Origin of the sequence: Chromohalobacter sp. 48-RD10 (genome assembly GCF_029889785.1) — a bacterium.
Classification (GTDB): domain Bacteria; phylum Pseudomonadota; class Gammaproteobacteria; order Pseudomonadales; family Halomonadaceae; genus Chromohalobacter.
The window spans coordinates 169649-185374 of record NZ_JARANX010000005.1 but is presented as its reverse complement, the minus strand read 5'-3'; the positions used below and the strand labels follow the sequence as shown (position 1 = coordinate 185374).

General features: G+C 61.8%; 16 protein-coding genes. 6 read left to right on the top strand and 10 right to left on the bottom strand.

From position 1 onward, the window contains the following. Window positions 1-22: 22 nt before the first annotated feature. From apaG to OP496_RS08210, 5 genes are all read right to left on the bottom strand, one after another. Window positions 23-406, bottom strand: coding sequence for a Co2+/Mg2+ efflux protein ApaG (gene apaG / locus OP496_RS08230; RefSeq protein WP_280563080.1), 384 nt, complete (start codon window positions 404-406; stop codon window positions 23-25). Continuing rightward, the gene (gene rsmA / locus OP496_RS08225; protein WP_280563079.1) at window positions 403-1218 is read right to left on the bottom strand and encodes a 16S rRNA (adenine(1518)-N(6)/adenine(1519)-N(6))-dimethyltransferase RsmA; all 816 of its coding nucleotides are present in this window, start codon (window positions 1216-1218) and stop codon (window positions 403-405) included. The genes apaG and rsmA overlap by 4 nt, the downstream gene beginning before the upstream one ends. Window positions 1219-1251: 33 nt before the next feature. Beyond that, entirely contained in the window at window positions 1252-2277 is a 1026-nt protein-coding gene (pdxA, locus tag OP496_RS08220; protein WP_280563136.1) for a 4-hydroxythreonine-4-phosphate dehydrogenase PdxA, read from the bottom strand. Continuing rightward, on the bottom strand, window positions 2277-3269 hold the full coding sequence (locus OP496_RS08215) for a peptidylprolyl isomerase (RefSeq protein WP_280563077.1): 993 nt from the start codon (window positions 3267-3269) through the stop codon (window positions 2277-2279). The genes pdxA and OP496_RS08215 overlap by 1 nt, the downstream gene beginning before the upstream one ends. A 72-nt stretch (window positions 3270-3341) precedes the next feature. Beyond that, complete coding sequence (locus OP496_RS08210) at window positions 3342-5807, bottom strand: LPS-assembly protein LptD (RefSeq protein ID WP_280563076.1); 2466 nt, start codon at window positions 5805-5807, stop codon at window positions 3342-3344. A gap of 215 nt (window positions 5808-6022) precedes the next feature. Between OP496_RS08210 and OP496_RS08205 the strand changes: the two genes are divergently transcribed. The 4 genes from OP496_RS08205 (at window position 6023) to speD (ending at window position 9267) form a co-directional block, all read left to right on the top strand. Further along, window positions 6023-7054, top strand: a complete 1032-nt coding sequence (locus OP496_RS08205; protein WP_280563074.1) for a phosphotransferase — start codon at window positions 6023-6025, stop codon at window positions 7052-7054. After that, on the top strand, window positions 7051-7719 hold the full coding sequence (gene murU, locus OP496_RS08200) for an N-acetylmuramate alpha-1-phosphate uridylyltransferase MurU (RefSeq protein ID WP_280563072.1): 669 nt from the start codon (window positions 7051-7053) through the stop codon (window positions 7717-7719). The genes OP496_RS08205 and murU overlap by 4 nt, the downstream gene beginning before the upstream one ends. 143 nt (window positions 7720-7862) lie before the next feature. Beyond that, the gene (locus tag OP496_RS08195; RefSeq protein WP_280563071.1) at window positions 7863-8288 is read left to right on the top strand and encodes an OsmC family protein; all 426 of its coding nucleotides are present in this window, start codon (window positions 7863-7865) and stop codon (window positions 8286-8288) included. Window positions 8289-8472: 184 nt separating this feature from the next. Further along, window positions 8473-9267, top strand: a complete 795-nt coding sequence (gene speD, locus OP496_RS08190; RefSeq protein ID WP_280563069.1) for an adenosylmethionine decarboxylase — start codon at window positions 8473-8475, stop codon at window positions 9265-9267. Between the two features lie 135 nt (window positions 9268-9402). On the opposite strand, the gene coq7 is transcribed toward speD, so the two are convergent. From coq7 to purD, 4 genes are all read right to left on the bottom strand, one after another. Next, window positions 9403-10044 (bottom strand): 2-polyprenyl-3-methyl-6-methoxy-1,4-benzoquinone monooxygenase, encoded by a 642-nt coding sequence (gene coq7, locus OP496_RS08185; protein WP_280563068.1) that lies wholly within the window; start codon window positions 10042-10044, stop codon window positions 9403-9405. 137 nt (window positions 10045-10181) lie between these two features. Further along, entirely contained in the window at window positions 10182-10523 is a 342-nt protein-coding gene (locus tag OP496_RS08180) for a histidine triad nucleotide-binding protein (RefSeq protein ID WP_280563066.1), read from the bottom strand. 58 nt (window positions 10524-10581) lie between these two features. Further along, window positions 10582-11454, bottom strand: coding sequence for a phosphoribulokinase (locus tag OP496_RS08175; RefSeq protein WP_280563064.1), 873 nt, complete (start codon window positions 11452-11454; stop codon window positions 10582-10584). Between the two features lie 138 nt (window positions 11455-11592). Beyond that, window positions 11593-12891 carry a phosphoribosylamine--glycine ligase gene (gene purD, locus OP496_RS08170; protein ID WP_280563063.1) on the bottom strand — a complete coding sequence of 433 codons (1299 nt, stop codon included), beginning with the start codon at window positions 12889-12891 and terminating at the stop codon, window positions 11593-11595. A gap of 242 nt (window positions 12892-13133) precedes the next feature. Between purD and OP496_RS08165 the strand changes: the two genes are divergently transcribed. Then, window positions 13134-13844 carry a 16S rRNA (uracil(1498)-N(3))-methyltransferase gene (locus tag OP496_RS08165; RefSeq protein WP_280563062.1) on the top strand — a complete coding sequence of 237 codons (711 nt, stop codon included), beginning with the start codon at window positions 13134-13136 and terminating at the stop codon, window positions 13842-13844. Window positions 13845-13922: 78 nt separating this feature from the next. Here the strand turns inward: OP496_RS08165 and OP496_RS08160 are convergent, their stop codons facing one another. After that, on the bottom strand, window positions 13923-15215 hold the full coding sequence (locus OP496_RS08160; RefSeq protein ID WP_280563060.1) for a lytic murein transglycosylase: 1293 nt from the start codon (window positions 15213-15215) through the stop codon (window positions 13923-13925). 298 nt (window positions 15216-15513) lie between these two features. On the opposite strand from OP496_RS08160, the gene OP496_RS08155 reads away from it, so the two are divergent. Continuing rightward, window positions 15514-15690: a hypothetical protein gene (locus tag OP496_RS08155; RefSeq protein WP_280563059.1), complete on the top strand. Its 177-nt coding sequence runs from the start codon at window positions 15514-15516 to the stop codon at window positions 15688-15690. Window positions 15691-15726: the final 36 nt, after the last annotated feature.

Sequence of the window (15726 nt, the reverse complement as noted above, 5' to 3'; positions counted from 1 at the left end):
CTCTCCCGGCCGGTGACGATAGTCAGTGTATCTGGTTAGGCCCCGCAAGACGGAAGGCCGCGATGGGGACCTCGAAGGCGCGCTGCTCGTTCGTGTCGAGGCAGGTGTAGCTACCTTCTATGACGCCCACCGGGCCATCGAGCACCGCGCGGCTGGTATAACGAAAGCGCTGACCGGGGCCGATCAACGGCTGCTGCCCTACGACCCCCTTGCCACGCACTTCCTGCACCTTGCCGCTGCTCTGGGTGATCTGCCAGTGGCGCGCCAGCAGCTGGATCGTACGCATCGAACGGTTATGCACGGTAATCGTATAGCTGAAGACATAACGCTGTTCGGCAGGCGCGGATTCACCTGCCTGGTAGGCGGGCTCGACCTCTACCTGGACATCGGCAGTCACTTCACTCATGGCGTCGCTCCCACGACATGATTGGCAATACGCACCAACTCTGCGACGCTCAGCGTCTGCGGACGGCGTCCCGCATCGATTTCCAATGTATCCCAGGCTGCGTCATCGAGACGCCCCTTGAAGTTGTTGCGCAGCGTCTTGCGGCGCTGGCCGAAGGCCTCGCGCACGATCTCGCCAAACAGCGCTTCGTCATGCGCGACATGCGGTGGCTCAGCGTGTGGTACCAGACGCACGATCGCCGATTCCACCTTGGGTCTCGGCGCAAAGGCCTCCGGCGGAACCACGAACAAATTGTCTACCCGGCAATAATACTGTGCCATGACCGATAGGCGCCCCCATGCCGAGCTACCCGGTGTCGCCGCCAGACGCTCGACGACCTCCCTTTGCAGCATGAAATGCATGTCGGCGATGGCGCCACGCGTCGCCAACAGATGGAAGATCAGCGGCGTGGAGATGTTGTAAGGCAGGTTGCCAATGACACGTAGCGGCTTGCCAGGCGTCTCCCCTTCCGCCACGAGAGCGGAAAAGTCGAACTTGAGCGCGTCGCCTTCGTGGATGACGAACGCCGGATAATTGAAGAACTGCACACGCAGCCCCGGAATCAGGTCACGATCCAGCTCGATGACTTCCAGCGCGCCGGTGGCATCCAGCAACGGTTCCGTCAACGCCCCTTGCCCGGGGCCGATCTCGATCAAGCGCTGATCGGAGCGCGGCGCGATAGCATCCACGATGCGTTGGATGGCGCCAGGATCGCGTAAGAAGTTCTGGCCGAAGCGTTTACGAGCCTGGTGGACCGGAGGGCGATGGGACATGGACGTGGCGTATTCCTTGGGGCAATCGGGCATTCATTCAGAGCGACATGGCCGGCCGCTACGGGCCATCCTGGCGGCGACGTCGAGCGCCACCCGCAAGCTACCGGCGTCGGCCTGGCCACTCGCGGACAAGTCGAGCGCCGTACCATGATCGACTGAGGTGCGAATCAGCGGCAGCCCCAGCGTCACGTTGGCGGCTTCGCCGAAACCGGCGTATTTCAGTACCGGCAAGCCTTGGTCGTGATACATGGCAAGCACGGCATCGGCATGCTTCAAATGATGCGGCGTAAACAACGTATCGGCGGGCAAGGGACCGGTGAGATCCAGCCCCTCGCGGCGTAGCTCGGCCAGCGCCGGCGCGATGATATCACGCTCTTCGACACCCAAGTGGCCGTCCTCGCCGGCATGCGGATTGAGACCGCAAACCAGAATACGCGGCCGCGCAATGCCGAAGTGGCGGCGTAGATCCGCATCCAGAATCGTTGTCACGCGACGTAAACTCTCGGCATCGATGGCATCGGCCACCGCGCGCAGAGGGAGATGCGTCGTCGCCAGCGCCACGCGCAAGGGCGGCTCGGTGCGTTCGGTGGCCAGCATCATCACCACCTCCTCGACACCACAGCCATCGCGAAGATATTCGGTGTGACCGGTAAAGCCGGGATAGCCGCCCTCGATGATCGCGCCCTTGTGCAAGGGGGCGGTGACCATGGCATCGGCATGGCCATCACGACAAGCCGCGATAGCGACATCCAGCGTTTCAAGCACATAGACGGCGTTGGCGGGGTCGAGCCGACCGGCCTCGGTGGAAGCTCGTAGTCGCACCGGCCATACCGGCAAGACACCGTCACGCGGCGCAGGTACCGGCATACCATCAGCCAACGGGACGATACGCACCGCCAGCGCCAGCCGCGCGGCGCGCTCGGCCAGCAATTCGGGATCGCCGATGGCGACGAGGCGCGTCTCGTGATCCTGCCAGGCCGCCGCCAGCGTCAGCGTCAAGTCCGGGCCGATCCCCGCCGGCTCGCCGGTGGTCAATGCCAGCACCGGAGAAGACGTCATCACTGCTGACCGTCTTCCAAGCGGTTATCGATATACGCGCCGGAGCGGATTTCTTGCGTCCAGGCCTCGAGTTCGTCGTTAACCTTACGCTGGAACAGGGTCTGACGGACCTGTTCGCGCTGAGCATCACGGGTCACGTCCTTCTGACGACGATCTTCGAGCTCGATCACATGGTAACCGAAGCGCGAACGCACCGGCTGAGACAACTCGCCGACGTCCATGCCGTTCACGGCATCCTCGAACGCCGGCACCATCTGGCCGGGACGCACCCAGCCCAATTCGCCGCCATCGAGGGCGCTGCCGTCATCATCGCTATACTGCTGCGCCAGCTCGGCAAAGCTCTCGCCCCCCGCGATCCGTTGACGAATGTCCTTGGCCAATGCCTCGGCCTGCTCGTCGTTACGATTCGGGTTGGTACCGATCAGGATATGACGCACCTGGTTCTCGGTGACCACCATCTGTTGTTCGCCCTGGCTGCCCTGGCCAGCCTGCTGTTCGAGCTGGCGATCCACTTCGCGATCGGTAATGTTGACGCGACTGGCCACCTGGCTCTGTTGTACTTGGCGCAGCAGCATTTCGCGGCGTACTTGTTCGCGTACCGCCGCCAACGACATGCCGTCTTGCTCGAGCGATTTGGCGAACTCCTCCAGCGTCATGTCATTTTTCTTGGCGATATCGCGCACGGCAGCATTGAGCTGCGTATCGTCGATGCTCACATTGGCGCGGTCGGCCATCTGCAGCTGGATCTGCTCGACGATCATGCGGTCGAGCACCTGGCGACGCAGGTCTTCCTTGTCCGGTACGGGCACATTGCGACTGGCCATCTGCTTGCTCACCTGGGTGACACGATCCTCGAGCTGGCTCTGCATGATCGCATCCTTGTTGACGACCGCCACGATGCGGTCCAGCGGCTGGGGCTGTGCCAGCGCCACCAGTGGCGTCAACGCCATCAGCAGCATGAAGCCCAGGGAGGCGAACGATCTCAAGCGCATGGAGTCCTCTCTACGTTACTGTCTTGTCGCCGGCGCGTGCCTCAACCGGCGGTGAATAGATGCCAATGTGGTTTAGAAGCTCGTCGCCCGATAACCGGGGATGGCTTCTTCGAAGTAACTATCGGCTTCTTGGCCAACGCCACCCAAGCCCTTGAACACGAAGCGCAGGAACAGTCCGCGATCCGTGTAGTCGTCCTCGATGGTATTGGCAGTGTCATTGTCTTCGACCCACTCGCGCCAGACGAGTTGTACGGCGGAGCAACAATCGTTGAACTGGACGCCCGCCAATTGCTCCAGGGCGCGATCGTTGGTGTTGTCATACAAGAAACGACCGATCAGATCCAGACTCGAGGTCGCCTTGTAAGCGAACGAGACATCGTAATCCTCGCGATTGTAGCCCAGACGATCTTCTTCATCGTCCTGCGGCTGGAACCCTTCGAGTTGCCAGTTGTAGCCAAGATTCAATACGTGGCCGGCAGGATCCTGATACTGCAGATACGCCGAGGCCTTCTCGGTCATGCTGCGATCGGGGTCATAGAACCAGGAATAGCGGCTACGCCAGCGCTCGGTCATCTGCCACTCCAACTCAGTGATCACCGGCGAGCGATCCCGCGTGGCGTTGTACCAGTCCTGATAATTGCTCTCACGATCCGGCAAGGTATCGGGGTCGCCGTTCATGTCGATGTTGCGATTGGAGAAATAGCTGCTCTGCCCCACCGACAGCGACAAACGCTCGCGCCCAGTCGCGTCTTCCAAAAAGCGAGTAGAGAAACCGTAGGACAATTTGTTGACGTCCCCCAGGCGGTCAGCGCCGGAAAAACGGTAAGGCGACCACAGTTGTCCCCAGGAAACAGCTCGCTCGCTGGTGTCGAAGTCAGGGAAGTCGCTCTGATCACGCTCCGGCACATAGGCGTAGTAGAGCCGGGGCTCCAAAGTCTGGCGCCAATCGGTGCCGAACAACGTGGTGTCGCGCTCAAAGATCAGCCCTGAATCCATCGACAGCACCGGCGCCACCAGGGAAGGATCTTCGTCACGGTCGGTCTGCCGGTTGCCGTAATCGAGTTGGTAGCTCGACTGCCAGAGCTGCGCACGCGGCTCGAGAAAGCCCCAACTGGGTTCGGCACGCCATCCCAGCGCCGGCGTCAGGTGCACGCGCGAGCCATTGGCGGCTTCGCGCTCTTTAATTTTGTGCCGATTGCCGGTTTCCTCATCCGTCCAGCGCCCTTGACTATCGACACCGTGGAGGTTGCGCCAGAAGTAGGTCGCGTTGGAATTCCACTCCTGATAGAAGCCGTTGTCCTGGCTCCAGCGGGCATCGGCGCTCAGGCTGGGCAGCCGATAGAACGGCTTGTCGTCCTCATCGAGCGGGTAGTCGAGCTTTTGATACCCTTGAGCACGCGCATCGAGGTGCCAGGTATCGCCGCGATAGGTCATGCGCGCCAAACGATCCAAGTGATCGGTGTCCTGCTCGGCGAAATTACGCCCGAAATCATCGAAGTAACGCCCGTCGCTTGCCGCACCATACGCCAGTTGATAGTCCAGCTGCGACGAGAAGCGTCCCGCATGCTGATAATCGATGTACCAACGCGCTTCGTCTTCGAAGGCGTCATCGGGATCGTTAGGATTGTCGCTTGCGCCACCCCGATCGCTGGCCAGGTAGGCGCCTTCGACCGTTCCCTGACCGCTACCGAACAAGTAACGGAACTCACCGCCCAGCATGGCGCCATGCTCGCTCATCCAGCGCGGTGACAAGGTGGCATCGTAATTGGGCGCCAAGTTGAGGTAGTAGGGCTGGGTATAGTCGAGCCCATCGCTCGAAAAACCGAGCGTCGGCCATAGAAAGCCGCTCTGCCGACGGTCATCGATGGGAAAGCGCACCCATGGCCAGTAGAATACCGGCACGTTGCCCATCTCCAGGCGTGCATTGGTCGCGGTACCGAAGCCCTCTTCACGATCCAGAGTCACGTCGCTACCCACCATGCGCCACAGGCGGCTGCCTGGCTCACAGGTGGTGAAGCTGGCATCGTCGAGACGATAACGACCATCGGCCAGGCGTTGCAGCTCGACGGCGTCGCCACGCAAGCGCTGATCGTGGACGACATAGTGCGCATCGTCGATTTGTGCGGCGTCACTATCCAGCGCCATGCTGGCATCGCCGCCGCGCACCAGCAGTCCTGGATTGCGAACTGCCGTCGGCCCCTCGGCGAAGGCACGATCGCGCTCGGCGTTGACACGCACGCGCGGCGCTTCGAGCTGAGTATCGCCACGCCGCAGCGCCACCTCGCCGGACAGCATGGTGCCGCCATCGTCGCCATAGGCCGCGTCAGCGGAATCGGTACGGATCTGCCGCGGTGTCTCGCCGGCAGGCAGCTGATAGCCCGGCTCGACGTAACGTCCGCTACACAACGCGCCTTGCGGCGCGCTATCGCCCCAAGGCTGCCAGTCCAGCTGCTGCGCAGGCAGGGGAGCAGGAGGCGCTGCGTGGGCAGCAGCGGTCATCAAGCCTGAGAGGGCAGTCCAGAAGAATCGCTTGCCCATGGTCCTCTGTGTCCTTGCCGAGTGGAATCGGTATTATACAGCCCCTGTCGCGTGCGTCTGCCTCGCGAAGACACACCAAGCGCAGCCACGCAGACATATCACGCGGCGCCATGAGCGTCGGCGATGCGCGACGAATGAAGGACGCGCCAGGGAATCGACGCCCAGCATGCGGCGGCGAACCAGGCCCGTCAACACGCAACCCACGAGGAGCCCGCATGAACGAGCGCGCGGAGACCCTTCAACGCTGGATCGCCCGGCAACACGATCTGCCCTTCGACGCCTGCCCGCTGGAGGACGTCGCCGGTGATGCCAGCTTCCGCCATTATTACCGTTTCCGCCTGCCCGATGGGACCCAGCGCGTAATGATGGATGCCCCGCCCGAGCACGAGAACAGCCAAACGTTCGTGGATATCGCCCGTGCCTGGCGCGCGGCCCGGCTACCGGTGCCTGCCCTGTATGGCGTCGACCTCGAGGCCGGCTTCGTCGAGCTCGAGGATCTGGGCGACGACGTCATGCATCACCACTTGGGAAACGATGCCGATGCCCATGCTTGGTTCGAACGTGCCCTGCATCTGCTGGAATGCCTGCAGCGCCAGGCGCCCTGCGACGACCTGCCCGAGTACGACCGCACCCTGCTGGCGCGTGAACTGAACCTGTTCCCCGACTGGTGTCTCACGGAGCTGCTCGATCTTCCCGTACCGCCCAGTTGGCCCGCCCTGCACGAGTCACTCATCGACAACGCCCTCGCTCAGCCCCGGGTCGCCGTCCACCGCGACTTCGATGCCATGAACCTGATGTTTCACGAAGACGCACTGTGGCTCATCGACTTCCAGGACGCCGTCAAGGGACCGATCAGCTACGACCTGGTATCGCTACTACGCGGGCGCTATCGCCTATGGCCACAGGCGCGCATGGCCGACTTCATCGAGAGCTTCCACCAGCGGGCGCTGGAGGATGGACGCCTGCCACCCATCGACGCCGACATCTTTCATCGCCAGGTCGAGGCCATGGGCGTGCAGCGTTCACTCAAGGTGCTGGGGATTTTCTGTCGCCTGACGCTTCGTGATGCCAAACCGCACTATCTGGAACGCCTGCCGCACTTCCTGGCGCATTTGCGACAAGGGCTTAAGGCGCTCCCCGCACACGCTGAATTCCTCAGCTGGGTGGATACCACCTTCACCCCTGCGCTGTGCCGCGAACTCGACCGCCGGGGCATCGCTCACTCCCTGGAGGAGTGCATTTCATGAAGGCCATGATCCTCGCTGCCGGCCTGGGGACACGGATGCGTCCCCTCACCGATCGTTGCCCCAAGCCACTGCTGCCAGTCGCCGGAAAACCGTTGATCGTGCACCACCTGGAGCGTCTAGCGGCGACGGGCATCACCGATATCGTGATCAATGTCAGCTACCGCGCCGAGCAGATCGTCGAGGCACTCGGCGACGGCCGACGCTTCGGCGTATCGCTCACCTTCAGTCACGAGACGACGCCCCTCGAGACGGCAGGCGGCATTCGCCACGCACTGCCCTTGCTGGAAGACGCGCCCTTTCTACTCATCAACGGCGACGTCTGGAGCGATGTCGCGCTGGAGGCGTTGCCCGAACTGAGGGACGACCTTGCCCATCTAGTGGTGGTCGACAACCCCGACCACCACACCCAAGGTGACTTCGCCCTCGACGACACGGGACGCGTACGGCTCGAAGGCACGCCCCGACTGACCTACGCGGGACTGGCGATACTCGCCCCCTCGCTCGTCGCCTCACTGCCTGACGATGCGCCCGCCAAGCTGGCGCCCCTGCTCCGTGAGGCGATCACAACGGGACGTGTCGGCGGTACTCATCATCGCGGCAGCTGGGTGGATATTGGCACTCCCGAGCGCCTCGAGGCGCTGGACGCCTACCTGCGCGACATTTGAGATCGGCCACGGACATCCCCATATTGAAAGAACGCCCTGTACGGCGACAGGCGACACGGATACGCCTCTCCCGTTACCATGCAACATTTCCAAGCCGCGCCCCAGGCGCGCGGCACACGCAGACAGATAAGGAACTCCAGCCCATGAAAGCCAGCATCAAGTGGACCGACGGTCGCCAGTTCATCGCCGAGGCCGGCAGCGGCCATAGCGTGGTGCTCGATGGCAATCCCGAGCACGGCGGCCGCAACACCGGTGCACGCCCCATGGAAATGATGCTCATGGGCCTGGGCGGCTGCACCTCATTCGATGTCATGCAGATTCTCGACAAGTCCCGCGCGCCGGTGACCGACTGCGTGGCAAGCGTCGAGGCCGAACGCGCCGAGGGCACCCCGGCGGTATTCACCAAGATTCACGTGCATTTCACGGTGACCGGCCACGGCCTCAAGGATGCTCAGGTCAAGCGCGCGGTGGAGCTCTCCGCCGACAAGTACTGCAGCGCGTCCATCATGCTCGCGCGCGGCGGCGTCGAGATGACGCACTCCTACGAGATCGCCGACGTTGAGGCATGAAGCGCCCTGTGCAGCTCGTGCATGGCGAAGTGGTGAGCATGGCGGCGTGGAAGATTTTGCAATCGACAGATGCGCCGGTCACGGTGGATGTGCATAATACGCGCCTTCCTGTATACGCATCTGCTCGGGTTCCGGCGCCTGTTCGTCGGGTTCAGTACCAACCTGCCAATTGGGAGGCTCGGACGTGACCGATAATCTCCGACTCCACGGGTTCAACAACCTGACCAGCTCGCTGAGTTTCAATATCTATGACATCTGCTATGCCAAGACGGAAGACCAGCGCAAGGCTTACATCGATTACATCGACGAGCTTTACAACGCCGAACGCCTGACGCAGATCCTCAAGGATGTCACCAATATCATCGGTGCTAGCGTGCTCAATATCTCGCGCCAGGATTACGAGCCGCACGGTGCCAGCGTGACCATCCTCATCGCCGAACATGAACTCGATGAGCACGATCCCGAGCATATCGAGCCGGGCCCGGGGCCGTTGCCCGAAACTGTACTCGGGCACCTCGACAAGAGCCATGTCACGGTGCATACCTATCCGGAATCGCATCCAGACAACGGCATCAGCACCTTTCGCCTGGACATCGACGTCTCCACCTGCGGCATGATCAGTCCCCTCAAGGCGCTGAACTACCTCATCCACAGTTTCGATTCAGACATCGTGACCACGGATTATCGAGTGCGCGGTTTCACGCGCGACGTCGACGGCCGCAAGTTGTTCATCGACCACGACATCACCTCCATTCAGGACTACCTGGCGGAAGACACCAAGCGCGCTTATCAGATGGTCGACGTCAACGTCTATCAGGAAAACATGTTCCACACCAAGATGTTGCTGAAGGACTTCGAGCTCGACAATTATCTGTTCGGCAGCACGCGTCGCGACCTGACCTTCGAGGAAGCCCGCGATATCGAGGACCGGCTACGCAAGGAGATGCTGGAAATCTTCTACTCCCGCAACCTCGACTGATCCGCTGCGGGACGGTGGAGCCGTAAGCTCGAAGCTTGAAGAAAAAGCGACCCCCACTTCGGCTAGATCGAGGTGGGGGTTCTGCTTTTGGAGTTACTTTCAGCTTCCGGCTTCCAGCTCGTCTCGCAGGGACGCTTACAGCGTATAGACGGACTTGGTCATCATCTGCGACATCACCCTCATGCCCAGCTTGAGAGGAGCGGGGAAACGTGAGCCGCCCGCCTCCAGCGCCCAACGTTCGTGATGCGCTTCGTCGGTGCGCATCTGCTCGAGCACTGCCCGCGAGCGCCTATCGCCATACGGCAGCTTGTGCATATGATCGTCGAGGTGCCGGCCGACCTGTTCTTCGGTGGCGGCGACGAAGCCCAAGCTAATGTTATCGCCCAGCTTGCCGGCCAACGCGCCCATACCGAAAGACGCCGCATAGAACGCCGGATTGAGATAGCTTGTCCGGCCATCGAGCTCGCACAAGCGTTCATCACACCAGGCAAGGTGATCGATTTCCTCGGCCGCCGCCTGCTCCATTTGATCACGTGTCTCGTGCAGCTTGGCGGTTGCCCCCTGCCCCTGATAGAGCGCCTGGGCGCACACCTCGCCGGTATGATTGATACGCATCAGCCCCGCAGCATGGCGACGCTCGGCGTCGGTCATTTCGGCGTCCTGCGTGCCCACGGCGGGGTTGGCGCGTGAGGCACCGGCGGCGTGCGGCACTAGCGTGCGCAGGATGGTATCGAACTGCTGGATCAAGTTATCGGTGCGGGAAAGCTGGCGGGACATGTAGGAGTCTCCATGCAACGAAGCGGAGTATAAAAAGCGCGACCATCGTGAAACCGGGCCACTCGAGGAGCGAGTGGCCCGGCAGCATCAATGCGTCCATCGCTGGGAGAAACGCGCAATATGCTGGCGCGTTACGGTCAGCCCGCTGGCCAAGTGAAGCGACGACCGCCCATCAAATGCATATGCACATGATAGACCGACTGGCCGCCATGGTCATTGCAATTCATCACTACGCGATAACCGTCCTCGGCAAAACCGAGATCCTGCGCCAGACGTGCGGCGGTATGCTGTAGCCGCCCGATCAACGCCAGATCGCTCTCTTCGATGTCGTTGAGCGTAGCGATGTGCTTCTTGGGGATGATCAACACATGCGTGGGCGCCTGGGGATTGATGTCGTTGAACGCCACCACATGATCGTCCTCGTAGACGATATCGGGCTCGATATCGCGATTCACCATCTTGCAGAACAGACAATCCATGACCCTTCCTCTTCGCGTCGATGTAAAAATAGCCGTCCGGGCCTCGCTTGCAAAATACTCAACGAAAGCGGCGCTGATCCAATAACTGCGTCACCAACGGCGCCAGGATCAAATCCATGGCTAGCGACATGCGCGCGCCCGGCACGACCAGAGTATGCGGACGTGTCATGAAAGAGTCGCGAATCATGGTCAGTAGATACGGAAAATCCACCGAATGCGGGTCGCGAAAGCGAATCACCACCATGGACTCGGCATCGGTGGGAATATCCTGCACCTCGAAGGGGTTGGACGTATCCACCGTCGGCACACGCTGAAAGTTGATGTGACTACGCGAGAACTGCGGCTGAATATAACGCACATAATCGTGCATGCGTCCCAGAATGGTATCGATCACCGACTCTTGGGAATGGCCACGCAGATTGGTGTCGCGATGAATCTTCTGGATCCACTCGAGATTCATCGTCGGCGCGACCCCGACCAGCAGATCGACATGCTTGGCGATATCGTATTCATGCGTCACCAGCCCACCATGCAGGCCTTCGTAGAATAAGAGATCAGTGCCACCAGGCACTGGCTCCCACTCGGTGAACGTGCCCACCTGATATCCAGCCTCGATATACTGCTTGTCTTCGGCATGGATGTAATGACGATGCATGCCCATGCCCAAATCGCCGTATTCCTGAAACAGGCCCTCGAGGCGATCGAGCAGATTGGCATCCACCGCAAAATGCGAAAGTTCGGATTTGCGGCTGGGCTCCTCCTCGAAGATGCGCGCCAGCTCATCGCGCGTGTAGCGATGAAAGGCATCGCCGTCGACAAACGCCGCGTGAATGTCCTCACGCGCGAACATGCGCTCGAACGTCCGCTTGACGGTCGTGGTGCCGGCCCCTGAGGAACCGGTCACCGCAATGATCGGATATTCACGCGACATGACGCATCTCTCTGGCTCGCGTAATTCTCGACACACGGCACATACTCACCGCGCGCTCGACACTGCTCGATCGTACAGCTTCCATGTCGCGTTACCCTGCTCGTCGCTTATCGTTGGTAGAGCGGCATGCCGAACGTCTCATGCGCCGGCGTCGCGCTCCCGGGCCACCGCACGATGGGCGATGTCACGGCGGTACAACGCCTCTTGCCAGTCGATCGACGCCACGCCTTCGTAAGCATGCTCGCGCGCCACCGTGACGCGTGCCCCCAAGGCCGTCACACATAGCACGCGGCCACCGCTGGTCACGACCCGACCATCGTCGCGCAAGGCGGTGCCGGCGTGAAACACCTTGCAGCCCACGGCCTCGGCGCCGTCCAGCCCTTCAATGACATCGCCCTTGCGGTAGGCGTCGGGATAACCGCCGGCCGCCATGACCACACCCACCGCCGCGCGCGTGTCCCAATCGCATTGCTGAGCCACGAGCTGCCCTTGTGTCGCCGCCAGGCACAGCGCCACTAGATCCGACTTCAAGCGCAGCAGAATGGGTTGGGTTTCCGGGTCGCCGAAGCGGCAGTTGTATTCGATCACCTTGGGCGCACCTTGCGGCGAGATCATCAACCCAGCGTACAGGAAGCCGGTATAGGGGCGCCCTTCGGCTGCCATGCCGCGCACGGTGGGTAGAACGATCTCATCCATGATGCGCTGCTCGACCGCCGGAGTCACCACAGGCGCCGGCGAATAGGCGCCCATGCCTCCCGTGTTGGGGCCAGTATCGCCATCGCCGGCACGCTTATGGTCCTGGCTGGTGGCCATGGGCAACACGTGCTCACCATCCACCATGACGATGAAGCTGGCTTCCTCGCCTTGTAGAAACTCTTCGACCACCACCCGAGCACCGGCATCGCCGAAGGCATTGCCAGCGAGAATGTCGCGCACCGCCGTGTCCGCCTCCTCCAGCGTCATGGCTACGATCACCCCTTTGCCGGCGGCGAGACCATCGGCTTTGATGACGATCGGCGCCCCCTGTTCGCGGACGTAGGACAGTGCCGGTTCGATATCGGTGAAGGTGGCATAGGCGGCAGTGGGAATCGCATGTCGGGCCAGAAAGTCCTTGGCGAACGCCTTGGAGCCCTCCAACTGAGCAGCAGCCTGAGTGGGGCCGAAGACAGCCAACCCCGCCGCTTGAAAACGGTCAACGACACCTTCGACCAGCGGCGCTTCTGGACCAACGATGGTCAGCTCCACGCCATTGTCGCGGGCGAAATTCTCCAGCCCCGGCAGGTCGGTGGCGGCGATATCCACGTTGGTGAGTTTCGACTCGCGCGCCGTGCCGGCGTTACCCGGCGCCACGAAGACGGCATCGACCCGTGGGGATTGGGCCGCCTTCCAGGCGAGTGCGTGCTCGCGGCCACCGCCGCCGATGATCAAAACCTTCATCTGGATAAGACCTTATGGAGCTATGACGAAAAAGATCGAACTATTATGGCAGAAAGCGTGCGCCACGACAGAGCAAGGTGTCAGCGTTCCGGCATATCGCTGTTCCGCATCTGACTTTCGCGTATCACACCGTCTTCAATGAGACTTTCAAGTCATTGTGCACCGACATTGAAGCAGCGCAAGCCACCCACGACAGCAAGCGAGCATGGTAGTAGACTAAGCGCGCCATTCGCGGAGCTTCCATGAACCTCATCCTCTTCGACGACAACGACCGCCTCGATGCCCAACGCATGCACCTGAGCGATCCCGTACGCCTACGCCACCTGCGCGACATACATCGCGCCGTGCCCGGCGACGAGCTGAGTGTGGGTCTGGTGGGCGGCGCGCTGGGGCATGGGCGGCTACAATCGCTGGATGACACGGGCGCCACCTTCACGGTGACCCTGGATCGCGAGCCCCCTGCGCCGCTGCCGGTTCACCTGCTGCTGGCGCTGCCGCGTCCACGCATGCTGGCCCGCACGCTCGAGCATGTCACCACGCTCGGGGTGAAACAGCTTACCCTGCTGCATACTCGACGCGTCGAAAAAAGCTACTGGCAGTCGCCGGAACTGACCCCCGAGAAGATCCGCCATCATCTCATCCTCGGACTCGAGCAAGCACGCGACACGCATCTGCCATGTGTGACATTCGAGCCACGTTTCAAACCCTTCGTCGAGGATCGACTGCCCACGCAGTTGAGTGGGCATCGCGCGTTGATCGCGCATCCCGGTATGACCACTATCTGCCCGCGCAGCCTCGATGAACCCGTCACATTGGCCATCGGCCCCGAAGGCGGCTTCGTGCCTTACGAAGTCGAGCGGTTCGAGGCCCTCGGCTTCGAAGGCGTGCACCTAGGGGAGCGCATCCTACGCGTCGAAACCGCCGTGACCGCACTGCTCGCGCGGCTTTTCTAACGCCGCTCTGCCCAACACGCCAGTACGACACCCTCGCGCCACTCTTCCTAGTGGCCAACGCGACAAGCCACGGCGCGTTCACCGCTTTTCGGTGTCGCGCAGCTTGTCGAGCAAGGCATGCGTAGGGAAGCCATCCGGCGTCATGCCGTGGCTACGCTGGAATTCGCGTAAACCGCCCCGCGTATTGGGGCCCACAATGCCATCCGGCGCTCCGCCGGTGGAAAAGCCCAGCGCGTTGAGTCGACGCTGCATTTCCTTGATCTGAGTGCGCGACAGCGGTTCGAGATCGCGCGGCCAGTCGCCCTGAATACCATCACCACCTGCAATACGTTCTGCCAGCATCGCGACAGCCAAGGCGTAACTGGTAGAGGCGTTATAGCGCATGATGACTCGAAAGTTGAAGCCCACCATAAACGCTGGGCCGCGTGCGCCCGCCGGGGCAATCACCGAGGCTTCGTCGAACGACGGCCACGCATCACCGCGTGCACGCACGCCTTGCGAGCGCCATTCATCGCTGGAGTGACGCACCGAGAGCTCGCTCTGAGCGTAATCGAAGTCATCGGGCAGCGTGACTTCCACCCCCCAAGGTTGCCCGGCTCGCCAACCGGCTTGCTCGAGGTAATAGGCGGTCGAGGCCATAACGTCGTCCACGCTACCCCAAATATCACGCCGGTCATCCCCATCGGCGTCAACGGCATAAGAGAGGAAACTCGACGGCAAGAATTGCGTGTGCCCCATGGCACCCGCCCACGAGCCACGCATGTGCTCGCGGTCGATATCGCCGTTTTGCAGAATCTTCAAGGCCGCAAGCAATTCGCGACGGGCGAAGTCCTGGCGCCGTCCTTCGAACCCCAGCGTGGCCAGCGCATCGATGGTCGAAAAGTGGCCAAAGTAGCTGCCATAGTTGCTTTCCACGCCCCAAATCGCCGTCAATATCTCGGCCGGCACCGCGTAGCGATTCTCCGCATGCATCGCGGCATCGCGGTGGTTGTCGAGTTTCGCACGCCCCTGGCGGACGCGCTGATCGGAGACCGCCGTGTCCAGATACGCCCATACAGGCCGGGAGAACTCCGGTTGCGAACGGTCGAGCTCAACGATGCGCGGCTGAAAGCGGACATCGTCGAAGGCCGCCGCCAGCGTCACGGCGTCAATCCCCTGCTTCGCCGCATACGCTCGATAGTCCTCCACCCAGGCAGTGAAATCCCGGGGCGACGCTTTTTCGTCGCCCGAGGCCTTAGCTACGCCGGCACTGGGAACCTTCTTCGGCGCGCTATCGACCCGGGCCGAAGAGGCCGTCGTATCGCTGGTCGCCGTACCTTGGCATCCCGCCAGGAAAAGCCCCAATACGAGACTGCAAATGGGTCGTTTCATATATCGATCCTTGTCAATGACGACGCTGAGGCCAAACGCGGGCCGAACCCGGCCGACAGGCACGTCTGTCGGAGACGATCATGCTACCTAGGCGACGCCGCCGCCACCAGAGTCCCTATGCTCTGAAAAACATGCACCGCTGCATCTTTCGCCGTCCAGGCTATGGCGAGGCCAGGAAGGGACATGGTACATTCGATCAACCATCCCGTTTTGGCGCCCGACGCAGCAAATCATCAATCAATAAAAGCCGCTGTCCACACAGCTTCGCGCCGAAGCGTTCCGAAGGAGGAGAGACACCATGACAGGACACTCCCTGCCCGGCTGCCTGCCGCTGCGCATGCCCTGCCATTACGGTGCCCATCGTCTGTCACTCATGCCAACCGGCGATGCAACCGACCGCACCCCTGCCTGGATGCTGGCACCCCGAGGTATTAGACGCCCTTATCTGACGGACCCTCCCGTCGTGCGCGACTGACGTTCGCGCTGCCGCCGTCTATACGCGTATCCGAAC